Annotated in this window: 17 protein-coding genes; 5 read left to right on the plus strand and 12 right to left on the minus strand. The window is 38.6% G+C overall.

Going from position 1 to position 16,681, the window contains the following annotated elements; translation table 11 throughout:
• The 6 genes from ND812_RS05610 to ppk1 form a co-directional block, all read right to left on the minus strand.
• Positions 1–1,008 (minus strand): efflux RND transporter periplasmic adaptor subunit, encoded by a 1,008-nt coding sequence (locus ND812_RS05610; protein ID WP_265374634.1) that lies wholly within the window; start codon positions 1,006–1,008, stop codon positions 1–3.
• A gap of 1 nt (position 1,009) precedes the next feature.
• Complete coding sequence (locus ND812_RS05615; protein ID WP_265374635.1) at positions 1,010–2,428, minus strand: TolC family protein; 1,419 nt, start codon at positions 2,426–2,428, stop codon at positions 1,010–1,012.
• A gap of 97 nt (positions 2,429–2,525) precedes the next feature.
• Complete coding sequence (locus ND812_RS05620) at positions 2,526–2,903, minus strand: hypothetical protein (RefSeq protein WP_265374636.1); 378 nt, start codon at positions 2,901–2,903, stop codon at positions 2,526–2,528.
• A gap of 257 nt (positions 2,904–3,160) precedes the next feature.
• A complete protein-coding gene (locus ND812_RS05625) occupies positions 3,161–3,502 on the minus strand; it encodes a hypothetical protein (protein ID WP_265374637.1) in 342 nt (113 codons plus the stop codon).
• Positions 3,503–3,612: 110 nt separating this feature from the next.
• Positions 3,613–5,025 carry an FAD-binding oxidoreductase gene (locus ND812_RS05630; RefSeq protein WP_265374638.1) on the minus strand — a complete coding sequence of 471 codons (1,413 nt, stop codon included), beginning with the start codon at positions 5,023–5,025 and terminating at the stop codon, positions 3,613–3,615.
• Between the two features lie 10 nt (positions 5,026–5,035).
• The gene (gene ppk1, locus ND812_RS05635; RefSeq protein ID WP_265374639.1) at positions 5,036–7,114 is read right to left on the minus strand and encodes a polyphosphate kinase 1; all 2,079 of its coding nucleotides are present in this window, start codon (positions 7,112–7,114) and stop codon (positions 5,036–5,038) included.
• A 91-nt stretch (positions 7,115–7,205) separates the two neighbouring features.
• Here ppk1 and fliD point away from each other — a divergent pair, with 91 nt between their 5' ends.
• A complete protein-coding gene (fliD, locus tag ND812_RS05640; RefSeq protein ID WP_265374640.1) occupies positions 7,206–9,128 on the plus strand; it encodes a flagellar filament capping protein FliD in 1,923 nt (640 codons plus the stop codon).
• Positions 9,125–10,087: a hypothetical protein gene (locus ND812_RS05645; protein ID WP_322113647.1), complete on the plus strand. Its 963-nt coding sequence runs from the start codon at positions 9,125–9,127 to the stop codon at positions 10,085–10,087. The genes fliD and ND812_RS05645 overlap by 4 nt, the downstream gene beginning before the upstream one ends.
• Here ND812_RS05645 and ND812_RS05650 read toward each other — a convergent pair.
• Positions 10,084–10,299, minus strand: coding sequence for a hypothetical protein (locus ND812_RS05650; protein WP_265374642.1), 216 nt, complete (start codon positions 10,297–10,299; stop codon positions 10,084–10,086). The genes ND812_RS05645 and ND812_RS05650 overlap by 4 nt on opposite strands.
• 93 nt (positions 10,300–10,392) lie before the next feature.
• On the opposite strand from ND812_RS05650, the gene ND812_RS05655 reads away from it, so the two are divergent.
• Positions 10,393–11,190: an HAD family hydrolase gene (locus ND812_RS05655; RefSeq protein WP_265375912.1), complete on the plus strand. Its 798-nt coding sequence runs from the start codon at positions 10,393–10,395 to the stop codon at positions 11,188–11,190.
• Here ND812_RS05655 and ND812_RS05660 read toward each other — a convergent pair.
• Positions 11,164–12,015, minus strand: a complete 852-nt coding sequence (locus ND812_RS05660) for a class I SAM-dependent methyltransferase (protein ID WP_265374643.1) — start codon at positions 12,013–12,015, stop codon at positions 11,164–11,166. The two genes, ND812_RS05655 and ND812_RS05660, sit on opposite strands and share 27 nt — an antisense overlap.
• A gap of 110 nt (positions 12,016–12,125) precedes the next feature.
• Between ND812_RS05660 and dapF the strand changes: the two genes are divergently transcribed.
• Positions 12,126–12,968, plus strand: coding sequence for a diaminopimelate epimerase (dapF, locus tag ND812_RS05665; protein ID WP_265358775.1), 843 nt, complete (start codon positions 12,126–12,128; stop codon positions 12,966–12,968).
• A gap of 36 nt (positions 12,969–13,004) precedes the next feature.
• On the opposite strand, the gene ND812_RS05670 is transcribed toward dapF, so the two are convergent.
• Complete coding sequence (locus ND812_RS05670) at positions 13,005–13,727, minus strand: lysophospholipid acyltransferase family protein (protein WP_265374644.1); 723 nt, start codon at positions 13,725–13,727, stop codon at positions 13,005–13,007.
• A gap of 1 nt (position 13,728) precedes the next feature.
• Positions 13,729–14,019, minus strand: coding sequence for a hypothetical protein (locus ND812_RS05675; protein ID WP_265359407.1), 291 nt, complete (start codon positions 14,017–14,019; stop codon positions 13,729–13,731).
• A 261-nt stretch (positions 14,020–14,280) separates the two neighbouring features.
• Here ND812_RS05675 and ND812_RS05680 point away from each other — a divergent pair, with 261 nt between their 5' ends.
• Positions 14,281–14,766, plus strand: a complete 486-nt coding sequence (locus ND812_RS05680; protein WP_322113648.1) for a DUF4468 domain-containing protein — start codon at positions 14,281–14,283, stop codon at positions 14,764–14,766.
• A gap of 10 nt (positions 14,767–14,776) precedes the next feature.
• On the opposite strand, the gene ND812_RS05685 is transcribed toward ND812_RS05680, so the two are convergent.
• The gene (locus tag ND812_RS05685) at positions 14,777–15,088 is read right to left on the minus strand and encodes a hypothetical protein (protein ID WP_265374646.1); all 312 of its coding nucleotides are present in this window, start codon (positions 15,086–15,088) and stop codon (positions 14,777–14,779) included.
• A 25-nt stretch (positions 15,089–15,113) separates the two neighbouring features.
• On the minus strand, positions 15,114–16,679 hold the full coding sequence (locus tag ND812_RS05690) for an adenylate/guanylate cyclase domain-containing protein (RefSeq protein WP_265374647.1): 1,566 nt from the start codon (positions 16,677–16,679) through the stop codon (positions 15,114–15,116).
• Between the last annotated feature and the right edge of the window lie 2 nt (positions 16,680–16,681).

The raw sequence follows: 16,681 nt of genomic DNA on the forward strand, positions 1-16,681 counted from the left end.
TTAGAAACCAAAACTGAGACCTTTTAACAATATGGAACCTTGGATCGCAACTTTTTCACCAGGAGAAAGTCCTTCGATGATGTTCACTCGTTCTTTTGTTGAGATTCCCAAAACAACTTCACGTCTTTTGAATGTTAATGGTTTTTCTTCGACAAACACATAGTTTTTACCTTCAACAGTTACAATTGCAGTATAAGGTAATACAACACTATCTCCACCAGTTTGTTCGGGGAATTTTACAACACCAAACATACCTGGTTTTAATCTGTATTTTTCGTTCACAACGATAATACGCATTTTTGCAGTTCTCGTTAATGGGTCTACGTTATCCCCGATGGCTTCAGCAGTTCCAATAAACTCTTCATCAGGGAAAGAGGCAAAAACCACTTTTACTTTTCTTCCTTTTTTTAAGGTAGAGATTTGTGATTCAGGAACATCAGTAATGATCCAAGCTTTTAAACTTCCTGCCGTGCTTAACTCACTTGGATTTAATCCTTGTGCCCGAAGTTTTCCTTCGAATTCTGCGAGTTCTGCTGCATCGTTACCAGCATCAGTTTCAGATTCTACCAAATCTTTTTCTGTAGCAACTCGGTGAACAAACATATCTTTAATACGATTTAGGTTTTTATTGGATCTGTGGAGTTTGTTCTTTGCATGGACATAACCGACATACAAATCGTTTAACTCGGCTGATTCGAAGAGAATGATTCTTGAGCCATTACTAACTGAAGGAGAAGTGGAAGCAATAAGCCTTGCAGGTGCTTCTAAACTTACAAACTCTCCACCTCCACCAATGACGGTTGATCTAACGATCTCAAGGCCTGGACTGTTGGGTTTAAATTCAATTCGTAATCCATCATCAAATACTTCTGCCTTTTCAGGATGTTTGTGAGCAGGTTTTGCACTTTTGGAAAACACCAAAAACAGAACAGCGACTACAATCAATACAACTCCAGAAATCAGGAGGATTTTTGCTTTTTGATTTAACGATTTTAAGGTAACTAACATTTTATTCCTCAGATTTTGGATAAGTTTGGTTTTCGGACTTGGGGATGAAGATTCCTTTTCCCACGACATAATTTACATTTTCAATGGCTTCCATACGATCCGTTTGGAGTTTTAACATCTCAACAACACTTGATCGGTAAGTTTCAAAGAAGTCAGCGAACTCGAGGATCGTGATGTATTTCTTTTCATAACTCATAATCATATCTAAAGATAAACTCCCGTAATCCTTGATATAAGCATCGATGAATCGTTTGTATAAAGCGTCTTTGATACGAGCAGATTGGTAAGCAACAGCCACTTCGTTTTCTACTTCCAAGATATTGTTTTTTAGTTCTTGTTTACGAACTAAAATTGCTTTTTCCGCTGCTTGGATATTCCCTTGGTTTCGATCAAATAATGGAACAGTTAACTGTGCAGTTACTCCCCAATAATTTTGAAAAGCCGTTCCTCCTCTGTTATATACAGGACCAAAGGATAAATCAGGAATGGCATTTGCATATTGGAGTTCTAGATTTGCTTCTTCATAACGTAATGTTTGTAATGCTTTTTTAAGGTCTGGTCGATTCTCACGTGCGATCTCAACTAAATCTTCGAGTTTTACATTATTTGGAACTATGGAATCCAAATGTTGTTCATTGATTTTAGGTGAAAATTCAACCCTAGCATCGCGATAAAAATCATCATTCAATAGGATTTTTAATTCTGCTTCTTTTTCGTAGACTTTAATAGCTAAGTCTTCTCTCTCTTTTTTCAGAAAGAATAATAAAGCTTTAAGACGTAAGTGTTCTGCTTGTAAGAGAGCTCTTCGTTTGTAAGCGAGTTCAGAGGACTCTACTGTTTTTTCAATAGAAGCTATACTTTGGTCATAAAAAACCACTGCCTTTTTATAGAAGTAAATTGTATAAAACGTTCTTCTCAGTTTTGTAATGAGTGCTCTGGTTAAGTCATAAAATTCTTGTTCAGAAATTTTAGCATTTAGTTCTGCGACTTTAACTCGTTTATCAATTTTACCACCGAGCAAAAAAACTTGTTGTATTTGGACAACAGATTGACCCGAACGAGTTGTATCAAAATACCTCTGTGTAGGTTCAGCATAAATACTTTGGTCAATGGCTATGTTTGGGTTTGCATATAACCCTGCTTGTAATATTCCCGCTTTTTTAACATCGATTTGGAATCTAGATGCAATGAGGAGTAAGTTGTTTTTCCATAACAAGGATTCAGCTTTTTCTAAATCAATGTCTCGGGTGTATTTTTGGTCATCTGGATACAGACTAGATCCAAGGGAAGACCTTGGATTATCATCCGTTAGTTGTCTCCTGAGAGCCTCACTTGCTTGTGCGACTTTCATTTCTTCTGAAAGAATGGATGTCACAAACAGAAGGGATAGGTAGATGCCGATTTTGTAATAAGCGTTCATAAGTTACCAAATTTTTTAAATTCTTGAGTGCAACGAATGCAGGTATACCATCCTTGTTAGGTGGTTTACTTCCGGATTCGTAAGTGCCGATAAAGGTTTAAGCGAGAGAAATTGGGGGAGGAATGTTGAGCAGTAGAGAAGAAAGTAAATTTGGGATTAGTATCCCGATAGAAAGTAAGTCAATATAAGAGATGATTAAATCTTCTGAGAGATCATAGTTTTTGTACTCATTGATAAAATCTAAAAAGTCAGCTCGTGAACGGCTTAAAGTAGCATTATCATCAATCGACGTGATCTGAGGGACTTCAATTGTAGTGTCCTCAGGTGCTTCTAGGGCATTGGTGTATGATTTTTTGATCTGTTGGAGGTTTGCTTCGAAGTATTCGGAAACGGCGTCTGAGTTGCTATCAAATGGGAAACCTACGGTTGCCACAAGTAGCAGTGCAATCAGTTTATTTGACCAGTTTCCCGTCATAATGTCCACATATTCCTACCGAAGTCTATACTCAATCTTTTAATCGGTGCCAAATTTTGAGAATGTGCAATGGATTTCACATTCTGCACAATTGTTAGTGGATGGGACGAAAAAGTATGAAAAAAAAGACTGCCCAGAGCGCGAAACCACTCTGGTACAGTCGGTTAAGTTTTGGCAAATGAGAAACAATTCTATTGGAATAAAATAAAAACATCCTGTGCCCCTAACGGGACACAGGTTAAAGCGGTAGAGAGGAGTTATACAGGTGGAGGTAAGTTTAGATATTGGTCAGAAAGGAGTTTTGAATTCCATTGTGTAGCTTCAAATGGTTCTTGGGTGACAGTGATGGCCCAAAATCCAGTGATTCCCTTTCCATTCCAAGTGAGGATGTCTTCTAAATCTTTTGTGCCAGTCCCTTCTTCTGAAGTTGTATTTTGGCTCACAAGGAAATGAGATCCCGAAAGTTGGGACTTTCCTGTCACTCGGCTGGATTTAGCCCCGCGAGTGCGTACCAAAACATTTTCTTCCGAAAGGAATGCACTGCCCAGAGAGATTGTTAGGAGAGTGACTCCAACGATTTTTGTAATCTTTCTGAACATAGTTACAGTTTAGACCATCTCTGATTAAAATCTAGCATTTTTTTGGCCATTGCTTACCAAATAAGCAGAACGACCAAAAAAAATATCAATTCGAAATGCTTTGTCTTTGTTTACAGCACTTTTCCTGGGTTCAATATCCCTTTGGGGTCAAATGCCAATTTGATCGCTTTCATGGTATCCAATTCCCCTTGGGAACGGGAAAATCCCAAATAGTCTTTTTTGAGAAGTCCAATTCCATGTTCTGCAGAAATGGAACCTTTGTATTTTTGGATCAGTTGGAACATCTCAGGGTCCACTTGTTTGCATTGTTTGAAGAATACTTCATCCGACAGGTCTTTTGGTTTCACAATGTTTAAGTGAAGGTTTCCATCTCCGATATGACCAAAAAGAGCAATGGAAAATCCTTGGTATTTTTGGGAAAGAAGAGCAGTCATTTCCCCTAAAAAGGCCTCCATATTTCGGAGTGGGAGGGAAATATCATTTTTATGAACGGTATAAGCAAGAGAAAGTGATTCCGAAATTCCCTCTCTATACTTCCAAAAGGTTTCATTTTGCCTTGAGTTTTGTGCAATGGATCCATCGGTGATGAGTTCTTTTTCTGTGATGGATTCTAAAATCGAATAGAGTTTTTCTTCATCGGTTTCGTTGTTTACTTCAAATTCCATTAGCACATAGTACTTGCTAGTTGCCTGGAATGGGTCTGGAACACCTAAGTGTTCTTTCACTTTATCCAAACAATAATCGGTTAAAAACTCAAACGCTAATAAAGGTAAATCGAAGTTATGTGTTTCTTTGAAAATTTCCAAAATGTTTTTGTATTCTGGGACTGCTAAGAAAATCACACGAATGTCTTTGGGTGGTTTAGTGAGTTTGACAACAGCTTCTGTGATGATACCAAGGGTTCCTTCCGAACCAATGAATAAATGTTTTAGATCATAACCCGTATTGTTTTTCAAAATTTCGCCGTTAAAACGAAAAACTTCTCCTTTACCTGTAACAACCGTTAGCCCTAAAATCCAGTCTCGGATGAGTCCATAACGTACAACTCGAACACCACCAGCGTTTGTTGCAATGTTTCCGCCGATGTGGCTGGATCCTGTTGCAGCAAAATCTACTGGAAAATAAAACCCTCTTTCTTCTGCTTCTTTGTGGAGGTTTTTTGTGATCATCCCAGCTTGGATGTGTAAGGTGCCAAGAAAAGGATCAAAATCCATCACTTGGTTCATTTTCGACATTGAAATCACAATTTCCCCGTCCTTTGCAACAGCACCACCAGCATAACCAGTCCTTCCACCGGATGGGACTATAGAGATTCCATTTTGGTATGCATAAGAAACAATGGATGCTACATCTTCAGTCGATTCAGGGAATACTAATACTTGGTAATTCGGAGGGTATACTTTTGTGCGATCGGTTCCGTAAGAATCGAATAAGGCATCATCCATGGTTCCATCGTTTTTTTGGATGACTTTTTTTTCTCCGATGAGTTTTCCTAGTTCAGTTTTTGTTTTTGTAAAATCCATTTTGATTCCTTTAGATATCTACCATATCAATTTGTGAGTTCACAGCAGGATCATCATCACCTGGAGTGAGTCTCGTATAACTTCCGTCTGATTCCAATACACGCGCTTGTGTATTGTCTCGTAGGAGTAATTCTAGTATTTTTGCGATTCGTTTTTTATGTTTGTCTTGTAAGATCGGAAACATGACTTCAATTCGGCGAAGGAAGTTTCTTGGCATACAATCTGCAGAGGCTAAGTAAACTTCTGGTTTTCCACCATTTTCAAAACTATAAATCCTGGAATGTTCCAAGTACCTACCAACAATCGAACGAACATTTATACGATCGGAAACACCTGGAATTCCTGGTCGCAAACAACAAATTCCTCTGATAATCAAATCGATTTTTACACCTGCTTGGGATGCTTCATAAAGTTTTAAAATCACATCTGGGTCAACAAGAGAGTTCATTTTGAAAATGACACGAGCCTGTTTTCCTGATTTTGCGTTGTCAGTTTCTCTTTGGATGAGTCGTAAAAACTCTTCTTTTAGAAATGTTGGTGCTGCATAAATTTTAGAGAGTCTAGGCATTTTGCCTGAACTTGTGATTGTGTTAAAGAGAATGGCAACATCTTCTGTGATCTCAGGATTTGCTGTGAACAAACTAATGTCTGTGTAATACCTTGCTGTTGTTGAGTTATAATTCCCTGTTCCAAGGTGGACATAACGGTTTAGTTTGTCTTCTTCTCTACGAACGATGAGTAACATCTTACAATGGATTTTAAGACCCACAACACCATAAACAACGTGAACTCCACTATCTTCTAATTTTTTTGCCCAACGTATGTTCCTTTCTTCATCAAATCGAGCTTTGAGTTCCACAAGTACTGTTACTTGTTTTCCATTCTCAGCTGCTTCACCTAAGTATTGTATAATGGGAGAATCTCCAGAAGTTCTGTACAAGGTCATTTTGATTGCAAGGACCTTTGGGTCTTGGCTTGCAATTTTTAACATGTCTTCTATCGATTTAAAACTTTCATATGGGTGGTGGAGTAAGTGATCGTTTTTGCGAATCTCAGAAAATATCGATTCACTTTTTTTGGCTGCAAAACCAGATTTTGGAACTGGATACGAATACTTTAAATGGCTTGTTTTTTCCAAACTTTGGAAAAACATCATGTCGTTTAAACTAAGTAAGGTGGGAATCTCCATTACTTGGTATTCTTCGAGTTCCAATAAACCCCGGAGTAGTTCCTTGATATGGCCTGCACCTGAGTGGACATCCAAACGAACAGCATCTCCCCACATTCTGTTTTTTAATTCGTTTTTCATTGTGGTGAGAAGGTCACCAATGTTTTGTTCTTCATTGATTGAGATATCAGCATCTCTTACAATCTTAAAGGTATGGATTTGTTTTACGTTCATTCCATAAAACAAATCACCTAAGTGGAGTTTAATGATCTCTTCTAATGGAAAATACCTTCTAGTATCACTTTCTAGGTTGGGAGGTAATTGCAAAAATCTAGGTAATACACTTGGCACCTGGACAATCGCAAAAAGTTCCTTAATTTTGTTTTTGTCATCATCTGAATACAATGTGATCCCAAGATTTAGAGTTCGATTGAGAATATGGGGAAAAGGGTGAGATGGATCGATGGCCAGTGGAGTGAGAATGGATGATACTTCGCGTTTGTAATAATTTTTCACAAACTGAATGTCATCACCTGCAAGTTCACTTGGATCTTGTACGACTACAATTTTGTTTTGTTTGAGTTCAATTAAGATCTCATCCAGTGATTCATATTGTTTTTTAACAAATTGGCCAACTTTAGAATAAAGTTCTGCGATGGTTTCTGATGTTCTTTTTCCATTCAGGCTTTTTTCTTCGATCCCCGCATTTTTCAAATTGAGAAGGCCCGCCACACGCACCATAAAAAACTCATCCAAATTGGATTCAGTGATGCATAAAAATTTTAGCCGTTCTAAGAGTGGATTTTCTTTATCAAAGGATTCTTCTAGTACACGGTAATTGAAGTCGATCCAGGAAAGTTCGCGGTCGAAAAAGATATTTTGGTTCCCCATTTCTATTTTTTCTGTAGGGTTAGCAGTCATAATTCTAGGATTTGGGAAGGAAAAAATTCTGTAAATTCCTAATCCTTTTGTAGAATTCGACGACACTAGATTCAGAGGGATTTGGGACGATATGCCAGCATACACCATGCCGGGTCTGATGACCGGGCAAAACACAAACGATATCGTTAAAAAACTGGTCGAATTGGAACGCCGGCCCATCAAACGATGGGAGACCGAAAATGAATATGCCAAAATGCAGATTCAGATTTGGGGAGAGGTCAAAAATCTAACGACCAACTTACAAACCAAAACCAGAGCCCTTGTTTCGTTTACGGCTCCATTTGCTACCAAATCCGTGTCCTCTTCTGTGGAAGGAGTGATCACTGGAGAAGCATCCCGTGCTGCCAAGTCGGGAAATCGCTCACTTGAAATCATTGAAATGGCAAGTAAACACCAGTTATCTGGTGTTGAAATTGATACAGACATTCGACTTCCTGAAGGAAGTTTTACCGTATATTCTGGTAAATCCAAAGAGACAGTGACTTTCCCAGGTGGGGGGCTTTCTGAACTTTCGAGTGCCATTAAGAATATGGCAGGTAGTTTAGTTGAAACTTCCATCATCAAAATTGATAAAGACTCTTCTATTATTACATTAACATCCGTTAAAACAGGTAAAAAAAACGAACTTCAGTTTTCAGATCCCAATGGAATTTTGAAACTTGCTGGACTTGTTGGTGAAAATAAAGCCGTTACTGAAGACACGAAACAACTTCTTTCCCTCGATGGAACCAAAGCCAAGGTTTGGGACCTATCAAAATTTAAAAAATCAGAATTAGAAACTGAAAAAATCTCACAATCGGAAGAAGGAATTTTTCTAAAACCAGACACCGCATATACAATTCCCATTGCAGTTACCGAAATCAAAGAACGTGCGTACCTGGAAGTGGAAGTTGTGGGGGAAGCTCCTGCTGTTATGGAGATGGGGATGAGTTTTGAGAAGGAAGGGAGTGTGCGTAATAAATTCCTTCCCATTAATAAAACAGAATTAAAGTATATTTTCCAAGCAGGTGATATTGCGAGTGATAAAAACCTCACAGGCATCATTGTTTCCAATTCTGCCACGACACCTATCCAAATCAAATCGGTAACACTTGTCACTCCCCAAGCACCTGGAACCGCAGAACCTGTGAAAGTGTTACAAGAAGCCAAAGATCTTAAAATCAAAATTGATGGAGTTGAGATTACACGAGAAACCAATGATGGCATCGCAGATGTATTAGAAGGAATTTCATTTAATGTGCATAAGGTGACAGAGGAACCTGTTACTTTAAAAATCCATGTCGACCATGCAAAAGGATCTGCCCTCATCAAAGAATGGGTAGATGCTTATAATGATCTCATGAAGTTCTCCAAAGAAGTAACTTCAGTTGAAAAAAATGGAAAAATTTCAGATAAAAAAGAAAGTGATGATTCTAAGGCCGCTGATATTTCCAGAGATTTTTGGGATAATAAATCCAAATCCGGGCTTCTAGCTGGTGAAAATTCCATTTTACGCCTCATCGCTTCTTTGAAAACAACAGCTAACTCGTATTATCCTGCCACCAAAGAAAATGGATTCCGTGTTTTGACAGACATAGGAATTTCAACTGGTGCTGTTGGATCTAACTGGGAAAAAATCCAAGATGGTTTGTTACAAATTGACCAAGAAAAACTCATAGCTGTTCTATCTGAAAACCCAGATGGAGTTAGGGATTTATTTGCATCTGATCCGAATAATGATGCGAAGATGGAAGAGGGAGTTGGGATAAGGCTTCTCGAAATTCTAAAACCTTATAACCAATATGCTTCCGGTATTGTGACAAGTAAGGTAAAACTCTTAGAAGAGAGTGTTGCTGGAAATAATAAAAAAATCAAAGAACATGAATCCCATCTCATTAGCTTTGAAGCCAAATTAAAACAAAGATTTCTCTACATGGAACAAGGTGTAGGAAAAAACAAATCAGTTGGGAACTATTTACAGAATAATATGTTTAGAGGGAACGGTGGAGAATGATGAATATTTATATCAATGAACAACAGTTAGATACTAAATTGGATGGAGAAACCAACCTCGGCCAAGTGTTCGATCAAATTCAAAAATGGATCGAATCAAATGGCAAATATTTACGACATTTCACCGTGAACGGAAAAGAATTAAATAGATCAGACCTTGACTCTGTTGGCATTGAAGACACAAAACGATTGGATTTATATGTTGGTGAAGAATTGGATGTCATCGAAGATAGTCTCGTCGAAGTAGACAATTACGTAGACAAAGTGGGTTCCACTCTTGTGGGACGTGACTCTTTAACTGAAAAAGAATCTGAGGATTTAAAAGAAGGGATCCCGTGGATCATTTCCATGATTCGTACGACAACGAAACTTCTCAACCTCAATCTAAACCTCATCCAACCGATGGGAAAAGGAAAAAACGTAGAAGAAATACTTGAATCCTTAGACAACGGGTCACTCGTTCTTGATTCCACAAAAGCAATCGAATCGTTTTTAGAAGACCTTCGTGATGTAAAATTGTTTTTGATGGACCTAAGCACAAGGCTTGCCGTAATGCGATTGGATGAATCCGAACTGATCGAAATCATTTCTAAATTTGTGGACCAAAAAGACAAAGTGATCAAAGATTTTATGTTAGTGAACGAAAACTTCCAATCAGGAAAAGATCATTTAGCATCAGAAATCTTAAATGATGCTGTGGGTCGCTTAACGGGTCTTATGTCGGCACTGGTTTCGATCCAAACTCGTCATACTGAGTTAAATTGGCAAGAATTGTCGTTTGAGGATAAAAAACTTTCTGATTTGGTTGGCCAATTGAATACGACTCTTTCGAACATTGCTTCTGCAATGGAAAAAAATGACATTGTATACGCTGGTGATATTTTGGAATACGAACTTCCTGAAATTCTTGAATCGTTAGTGCCGTTTCTATCTTTAGTGTTAGAGAAAGTAACCGTTTAGTTTTTTTCTTTTTGGGGGATTTGGTTGGAAAGCCAATTCCCCAATCCAAATAAGATCCCCACACAAAATACAACACTCCCCCATATCAGATTGAGATTCCAACCTAGGGATTTTGTATAAATGGGATCTCCATCCGTGATAATTCCATATCCAAATAAAATGGAACCAAGTAAAAGGAATAAGGTTGCGAGGATGGATGATAAGGAAATCATCCCACGATTCTATTTAAACTTTCACAACATGACAAGCCATAAATCCTTCTCAAACCGTTGACAGAAGGAAATGTTTCCGTTTCACTTTCCGTAATGGCTTTATTTTTAGATTTAGACAATACCATTTTACCATCCAAAGAAGCGTATGCATACGCAATTGAAAATTGTGCAAAGGATTGGCAGGGGCGAAAGTTAGGTGGAAACTTTTTAGAGTTATATGAAGCGGCAAGAAAACATGTGAAGTCCCAACTCAAACACCATAGTTCCAACCGTCTCCGATTGTTATGTTTTAAATTGATGTGGGAGAGGATGGGGTCTACTCAAAGGAATGGGTTCCAAACCCAAGACATTGATGGTGTCTTATGGATGGAAGATCGGTATTATTTGCATTTTCTCTCGTTTTATGCAGAAGAAAAAAAGAAAGAGAGATACCAAACTTATTTATTTCCCTTATTAATTTCTCTCTCAAAAGAATTCCCCATTTACCTCACAACAAATGAAACCCTTCGTACGCAATTGTTGAAGGTCCGAGGATTTTTACCAGAAGAGTTTCGCTTCTCACTCATCACATCCGAAGAAGTGGGGTTTGAGAAACCAACCAAAGAGTTTTTTCAGTATGTGATGAAAACGGCCAACGAAGATCCCAAAGATTGTATCCTCTTAGGAGATAATTGGGAAGATGATATTCTCGGTGCCAGTTCTCATGGAATCGCTTGCATCCATATTCCAAAGATGTGGGGAGAGGGAGATGAGGTGAATCCTTTGGATGCGGACGAAACTTCTGCGCTTCAAAAGGATTGGAATGCCCATCCTAATCCAATTTGGAGGGCATCCAATATCCTTGCTGGCCTAACATATGCTAGGTCATGGCTTCTTCAGAGTCAAAAATAAAGTATTGTTCCAGTTGATGGTTTTGAAACTGATCGCAAACACAAGTTTGGTGAAGATATAATAAGCGAGTTTTACATACACTGCCAGTTTACTCTTACTCCCTGATACAGAAAGGATTGGCATAAGAACCTTGTATTCTGGTTTTGTGAATCCACATTGTTTGCCAAGTTCTGCTAAGGTGGACATTTTATAATTGTTCACATGGTCTTTCGCTTCTAAGTAATGTACACCTTCCTTCATTCCTTTTAACTTTACCTTAAGATTGGCTTTTGCCAATTGGATTGGGAAGTTTGGTGTTTGTAAAAATAAAACGCCACCAGGTTTGAGGAGTCCATGTAAGTAAGTGAGAAGTGAGTGTGGTTTTGGAATGTGTTCAATCACATCCCAAAGTGTGATGATATCAAAACTTTCTTTTGTGAGTTTGGAATCTTGTACAAGGCCTGCATAGACAGTTTTCATACCATTTTGTTCGTTGGCAAACTTGACTGCTTGTTTGGAAATCTCATACCCAACGGCCGTCCAACCTGGTTTTTGTGTGAGAACAGCTTTCACAAAAAATCCCAACCCACAACCTACATCCAAAAGATTTCCTTTGGATTCTCCTAGATAGGTTTTGATGAAGTCAGCATAGACAGCTCTATGGGCGTTGTCCCACCATTCCAAATCATATGTTTGTTCTGCGCCGTCCCAATACCCTTCGTAGTGTTCTTCTTGTTCATAAGAAGAATAGACATGGCCACAATTTTGGCATTCCAAAATGGGAGTTCCATTTTCATTGAAAACAGTTTTGGACTCGGTTGATTGGCAAAGGATACAAGATTTCATGTTCGATTCTGTCAGTCTAATCCTTGGGAACAAGGGTCAAACTAAAAATCCTTGATAGAACTTGCCAAGGACACTGACCAAAAAATCATTGGGTGATAAGAGAGGAACAGATGAAAATCAACTTCACCAAAATGGAAGGGATCGGAAACGACTACGTATACATTGATGCTACGAAAAACGACATCCGACTCACACCAGAACAAATCCAAAAACTATCCGACCGTAATTTTGGGATCGGTGGCGATGGAGTGATTTTCATCCGTAATTCAAATTCCGGCGAATTTCAAATGGATATGTACAATTCTGATGGAAGTTCCTCTGAAATGTGCGGTAACGGAGTCCGTTGTGTTGGTAAATTTGTGTATGACCATGGTCTTACCAAAAACCAAAAACCAACCATCGAAACGGGAAAAGGTGTTCTTACCTTAGATTTAAAAACAGGTACGAATGGAAAAGTCGAAATGGTGACTGTGGATATGGGAGAACCTATTCTCAAACCTTCACTTGTGCCAATAGTATGGCCAGGGGAAGAACCTGTGATCAACCAAGAAATCGAAGTCCAAGGAAAAAAATATCGTTTTACTGCTGTTAGTATGGGAAACCCACATTGTGTGATTTATGTGGATGATGCTGATGCCTTTCCCGTAAGAGAAATTGGACCTATCATTGAAAACCATCCACTGTTCCCAAGACGAGTGAATGTGGAATTTGTATCCGTTAGAGGAAAAGACCATCTTTACCAAAGGACTTGGGAACGAGGAACAGGTGAAACCTTGGCTTGCGGTACAGGGGCTTGTGCAGTGACGGTATCTTCCATTCTCAATGGGAAAACCGGACGATCTGTCCGCATTGACCTAAGAGGGGGAACCCTCCATGTAGAATGGAAAGAGAATGGATCAGTGATGATGACAGGTCCAGCCAAAGAAGTGTTCTCGGGAGAAGTGGAAATCTAAGGAATTACCAAACAATTGAACCCAACTTGGGTTCGATTATTTCTTTAAATAATCTACTTTCTGTAATTCACCCATGCGCCGTTTTGTTTCTTCTGAAACGGCCACCATACCTTTGTCAAGCGGAAGGTGAGCAAAGTTCTCATACTTGATGACTTCACCAAAGACCACATTGATTTTTTTATACACTACTCTACGTTTGATATCACAAACTTCTTTTGGCATTCCCATAAAGGCACGAACGAGTGGTGGGATCGGGTAATCAGTGATGGTTTCTTCTTCTGGAATGATGACAGAAGGAAGGATGTCCACTTTGTTACGCAAACTAAACGCAGCAAACCCAGAGTGGAATTTAGCTAGGGGAGCAGAAAAATCATTCTGCACCATATAATCATGTCCTTCTGGAAAAATCCCAAGCACATCTCCATTTTTAAAAACCTGTTGTACCTTTTTGATACTGGCCATGGAAATGTTTCCATCGATGGCCATAGGAATGGTTCCTGTTTTTTCCACGAAGTCTTTGAAAAGAGGAATCCTTGTGGTATATTCGGCGGCGATCCAAGAGATAAACCTCGGAAACACAGATCCAATCACAAAGGGATCCATATCACTTCTATGGTTACATGTGAGGATAAGTTTGCCTGTTGGGACAATGTTATGGTAACCGTAAACCGTTGTGTTCACAGCCAAATTAAAAAACGGAGTGACAAACTTTTTGATGTTCTCGACGTTTTTTTTGACTTGGTCTACGGTATTTTCCATTTCAATCTCCTAAAATTTTTTGCCACCAAGATTTGGTGTCATTCCCACTACTTGGTTTTCTTGGCTCTGCGTTTGGATTTTCTCCACTCAATTCTCTTGGGTCATTTGTAGGAGCATTTGGCATACGTCTTTTCCCAACATGGGGGCTTGGCACGGTACGTTTGATTTCCTCCAATTCTTTTTGAGCAGAAGCATTGGACTTAATAAAGGCGCGGATTTCGTCCCATTGGGGATCAAAATCATTTCCATACATGGCATAATTCATTAGATCAATACGATCAAAATCGGGCATGTTCAAGATTGAAAGTGATGCCCTAACAAATTCAATCCAATTTTTATTTGGGCACTCTAGAATGAGGGAGGCCAATTCCGAAAATAATAAGGTGAGAGATAGAATCGAGTCGAAGAGACATAAGATCAAAAAAACAAACCAGAACACATCCCCATTGCCCAAAAACGTAATTCCATTTCCGGTCCAACCGAATAAGGAGAAAATTTTCCATTTATGTGAAGATTTGTTTTGCGATCCGAGTGAGGGGAAAGAAGCTTAGAGATGATGCCAAAACGAGTCTTGTTATTATTCGCTTTTTTCCTTTTGTTCCAAAACTCTATGTGTTTGAAACTTTGGGTTGTTTCTGCAAATATGCGTACAACTGAAGATGCAAGGGACAACAAATCCTACCAAAAAACGAGAAGTTTTCTGAAAGCAAAACAGTGGTTGGAATACAAATTAGACCCAGAACTTTCCAAAATTGAATTTGAAAACCAAGAGATGGGGGAACTTCGAGGGATTGGTCTGATTAAGTGTTACGTTCCTTATGGGATTGGGGAAGTAGATGCCAATGAACATGAATTTGAATACATAGTGAAGGTAAAAGATGGGCACGCAGAGATGCAGATCAATAAAATCTTTTCCTTCATCCGAGATCCAAATGATATCATACTCAATTATGGTCCGAAAAATGAGAAGGTGGCAAAGGTAACGATTCGGTCCTGTTTCCGACCACTGCTTGATGACTTCTTTGAGTTTATTAAATAAAGAATCGGAATTAATAACCGAGAGGATTGCCCACCGTGGAACCCGAAGAACCATAGGTATTGGTTCCCGTTGGTGAGTCAGTAAGACCATAGTAGTTTAAGTTTTGCGAGTTTCCATTGGGAAAGGAAGAATTGTTTGTTGGAGAGGAAGAGTTTGATGCCGAATTTGCATTTGAGCTTCCATCATCTTTTAGCAAATCAAGAACATCTTGTGTGTTTACCAATTTGATCTCGTTACAAGAAGAGAACAGGAAACCAAACAAAAGTATCCCAACTGCAAATTTCATAATCACCATTCTGACTTCATTTCTAAAACGATTCAACTCTAAATTCCAATTTTATCCTCACTTATAAGATAGGATAAGAATAAATTTTTTCTTTTGATTCTCTTCCTTTGAGTTCATATTCGCCTTCAAGTTGCAACTGAGAGCGGATGGATGGTGAAATGAGGTTTGCTGTATTTTCTGTGATGAGAAGGTTTTTTTGTAAACCTTTACAAAGTCCTTCGACTCGAGATGCGGTATTCACGGTATCTCCAATAACTGTAAATTCCATTCGATTGGTGGAACCAATGTTACCCGCAAGCAAACTTCCGGTATGAATGCCTATTCCCATTTTGAGTTCGGTTAATCCTTCTTTCATAAATTGTTGGTTGAGTAATCCTAAATTCCTTTGCATCTCCAAGGCAGTTTGAAAGGCACGATCTGCATGATCTAACATGGGCATAGGTGTTCCAAATACGGCAAGGATCGCATCCCCTATGAATTTATTGATAAATCCTCCGTGAACTTCGATCGCATTGCTCATTTCTTGGAAATATCGATTTAAGATATATAATACTTCTTCGGGAGTCCGTTTTTCGGATAGTTTCGTAAAGTCTCTTAAGTCTGAGAATAAAATTGTAGCATCAACAACTTTACCACCAAGGCTATGTTCGTTGGAAAGTAGATAATCTCTAACACGCGGGTCAACAATTCTACCAAAAGTATCTTTGATCCTTTCTCTTTCCGCTAGTCCCTCTGCCATTTCGTTGACGGCGTCTCCTAAAAGTCCAAGTTCATCAGAACTAAAAATAGTTACCCTTGTATCAAATTTTTGTTCTTTGATGAGTTCTGTTGCTTCTTCTATTTGGTTGAGAGGGTGTTGTAAGCTGATGGCAAATGTGACAGAGAATACAAAGGAAAAAAATAACATGATCGCAATCACTCCAAACAAAACATCTGTATGCACTAAATCATGTAGTTGGAATATATTGTGGTTTGTGCGTTCTAATAATCCAAATACCAATAAGATGATTGGGAATAATGTAGAAGCGGCCCAAAAGATAATTTGTTTTGTGACGATGGAAAATTGTTTTCCTTTTGCATATTTCCCGAGTCCACCCTCTGGAAATACACAAGGAATGATTAATTTGCGATTTAAATAGTTGGTTGTTGCATAAGAAAAAGCAAATGCAAAGAGTCCCCAAAATGCAAACAAGATAGTAACAGTAACGATACTTTGAGGAGGAGCGGAAGGAAACAGTGTATCAATTCGATAAACAGATAAAAAATTGGATAATTCCCAACCAATAAAACCAAACAAACTGATGATGAGGGGTGAGTGGACAATGCGATGGCGCGCTCTTTCTTCCGATAAATAATTACATTTATTTTTATTGAATAGGTAGTTCGAAACGGGAAGGCTATAAAAGAACAAAATGACTGTGATGATGGGAAATGGTCCCCAGGTTAACGCGAGCAAGGTGAAGTCCTGCGTTGTTTCGGTCGCTTCAAATAAGACTAAAAACCTTTCTGGTAAAAAAACATTACTAGTGTAATTTGCAAACAATAATGTAAATAAACAGGCCGAAAAAGGGACTATAAAATAAATCAATAGGAAGGCAATGAATTGAAGTCTCTGTTTTGGTACCATGG

It is taken from the genome of Leptospira limi (assembly GCF_026151395.1).
In the GTDB taxonomy this organism is placed as follows: domain Bacteria; phylum Spirochaetota; class Leptospiria; order Leptospirales; family Leptospiraceae; genus Leptospira_A; species Leptospira_A limi.

Coding starts and splice junctions, on each gene's coding strand:
- ND812_RS05610 (WP_265374634.1), bottom strand. CDS start 1,008: ATGTTAGTTACCTTAAAATCGTTAAATCAAAAAGCAAAAATCCTCCTG.
- ND812_RS05675 (WP_265359407.1), bottom strand. CDS start 14,019: ATGCCCGATTTTGATCGTATTGATCTAATGAATTATGCCATGTATGGA.
- ND812_RS05690 (WP_265374647.1), bottom strand. CDS start 16,679: ATGGTACCAAAACAGAGACTTCAATTCATTGCCTTCCTATTGATTTAT.
- ND812_RS05660 (WP_265374643.1), bottom strand. CDS start 12,015: ATGAAATCTTGTATCCTTTGCCAATCAACCGAGTCCAAAACTGTTTTC.
- ND812_RS05645 (WP_322113647.1), top strand. CDS start 9,125: ATGATGAATATTTATATCAATGAACAACAGTTAGATACTAAATTGGAT.
- fliD (WP_265374640.1), top strand. CDS start 7,206: ATGCCAGCATACACCATGCCGGGTCTGATGACCGGGCAAAACACAAAC.
- ND812_RS05655 (WP_265375912.1), top strand. CDS start 10,393: ATGGCTTTATTTTTAGATTTAGACAATACCATTTTACCATCCAAAGAA.
- dapF (WP_265358775.1), top strand. CDS start 12,126: ATGAAAATCAACTTCACCAAAATGGAAGGGATCGGAAACGACTACGTA.
- ND812_RS05680 (WP_322113648.1), top strand. CDS start 14,281: ATGATGCCAAAACGAGTCTTGTTATTATTCGCTTTTTTCCTTTTGTTC.
- ND812_RS05650 (WP_265374642.1), bottom strand. CDS start 10,299: ATGATTTCCTTATCATCCATCCTCGCAACCTTATTCCTTTTACTTGGT.
- ND812_RS05620 (WP_265374636.1), bottom strand. CDS start 2,903: ATGACGGGAAACTGGTCAAATAAACTGATTGCACTGCTACTTGTGGCA.
- ND812_RS05625 (WP_265374637.1), bottom strand. CDS start 3,502: ATGTTCAGAAAGATTACAAAAATCGTTGGAGTCACTCTCCTAACAATC.
- ND812_RS05630 (WP_265374638.1), bottom strand. CDS start 5,025: ATGGATTTTACAAAAACAAAAACTGAACTAGGAAAACTCATCGGAGAA.
- ppk1 (WP_265374639.1), bottom strand. CDS start 7,114: ATGACTGCTAACCCTACAGAAAAAATAGAAATGGGGAACCAAAATATC.
- ND812_RS05615 (WP_265374635.1), bottom strand. CDS start 2,428: ATGAACGCTTATTACAAAATCGGCATCTACCTATCCCTTCTGTTTGTG.
- ND812_RS05670 (WP_265374644.1), bottom strand. CDS start 13,727: ATGGAAAATACCGTAGACCAAGTCAAAAAAAACGTCGAGAACATCAAA.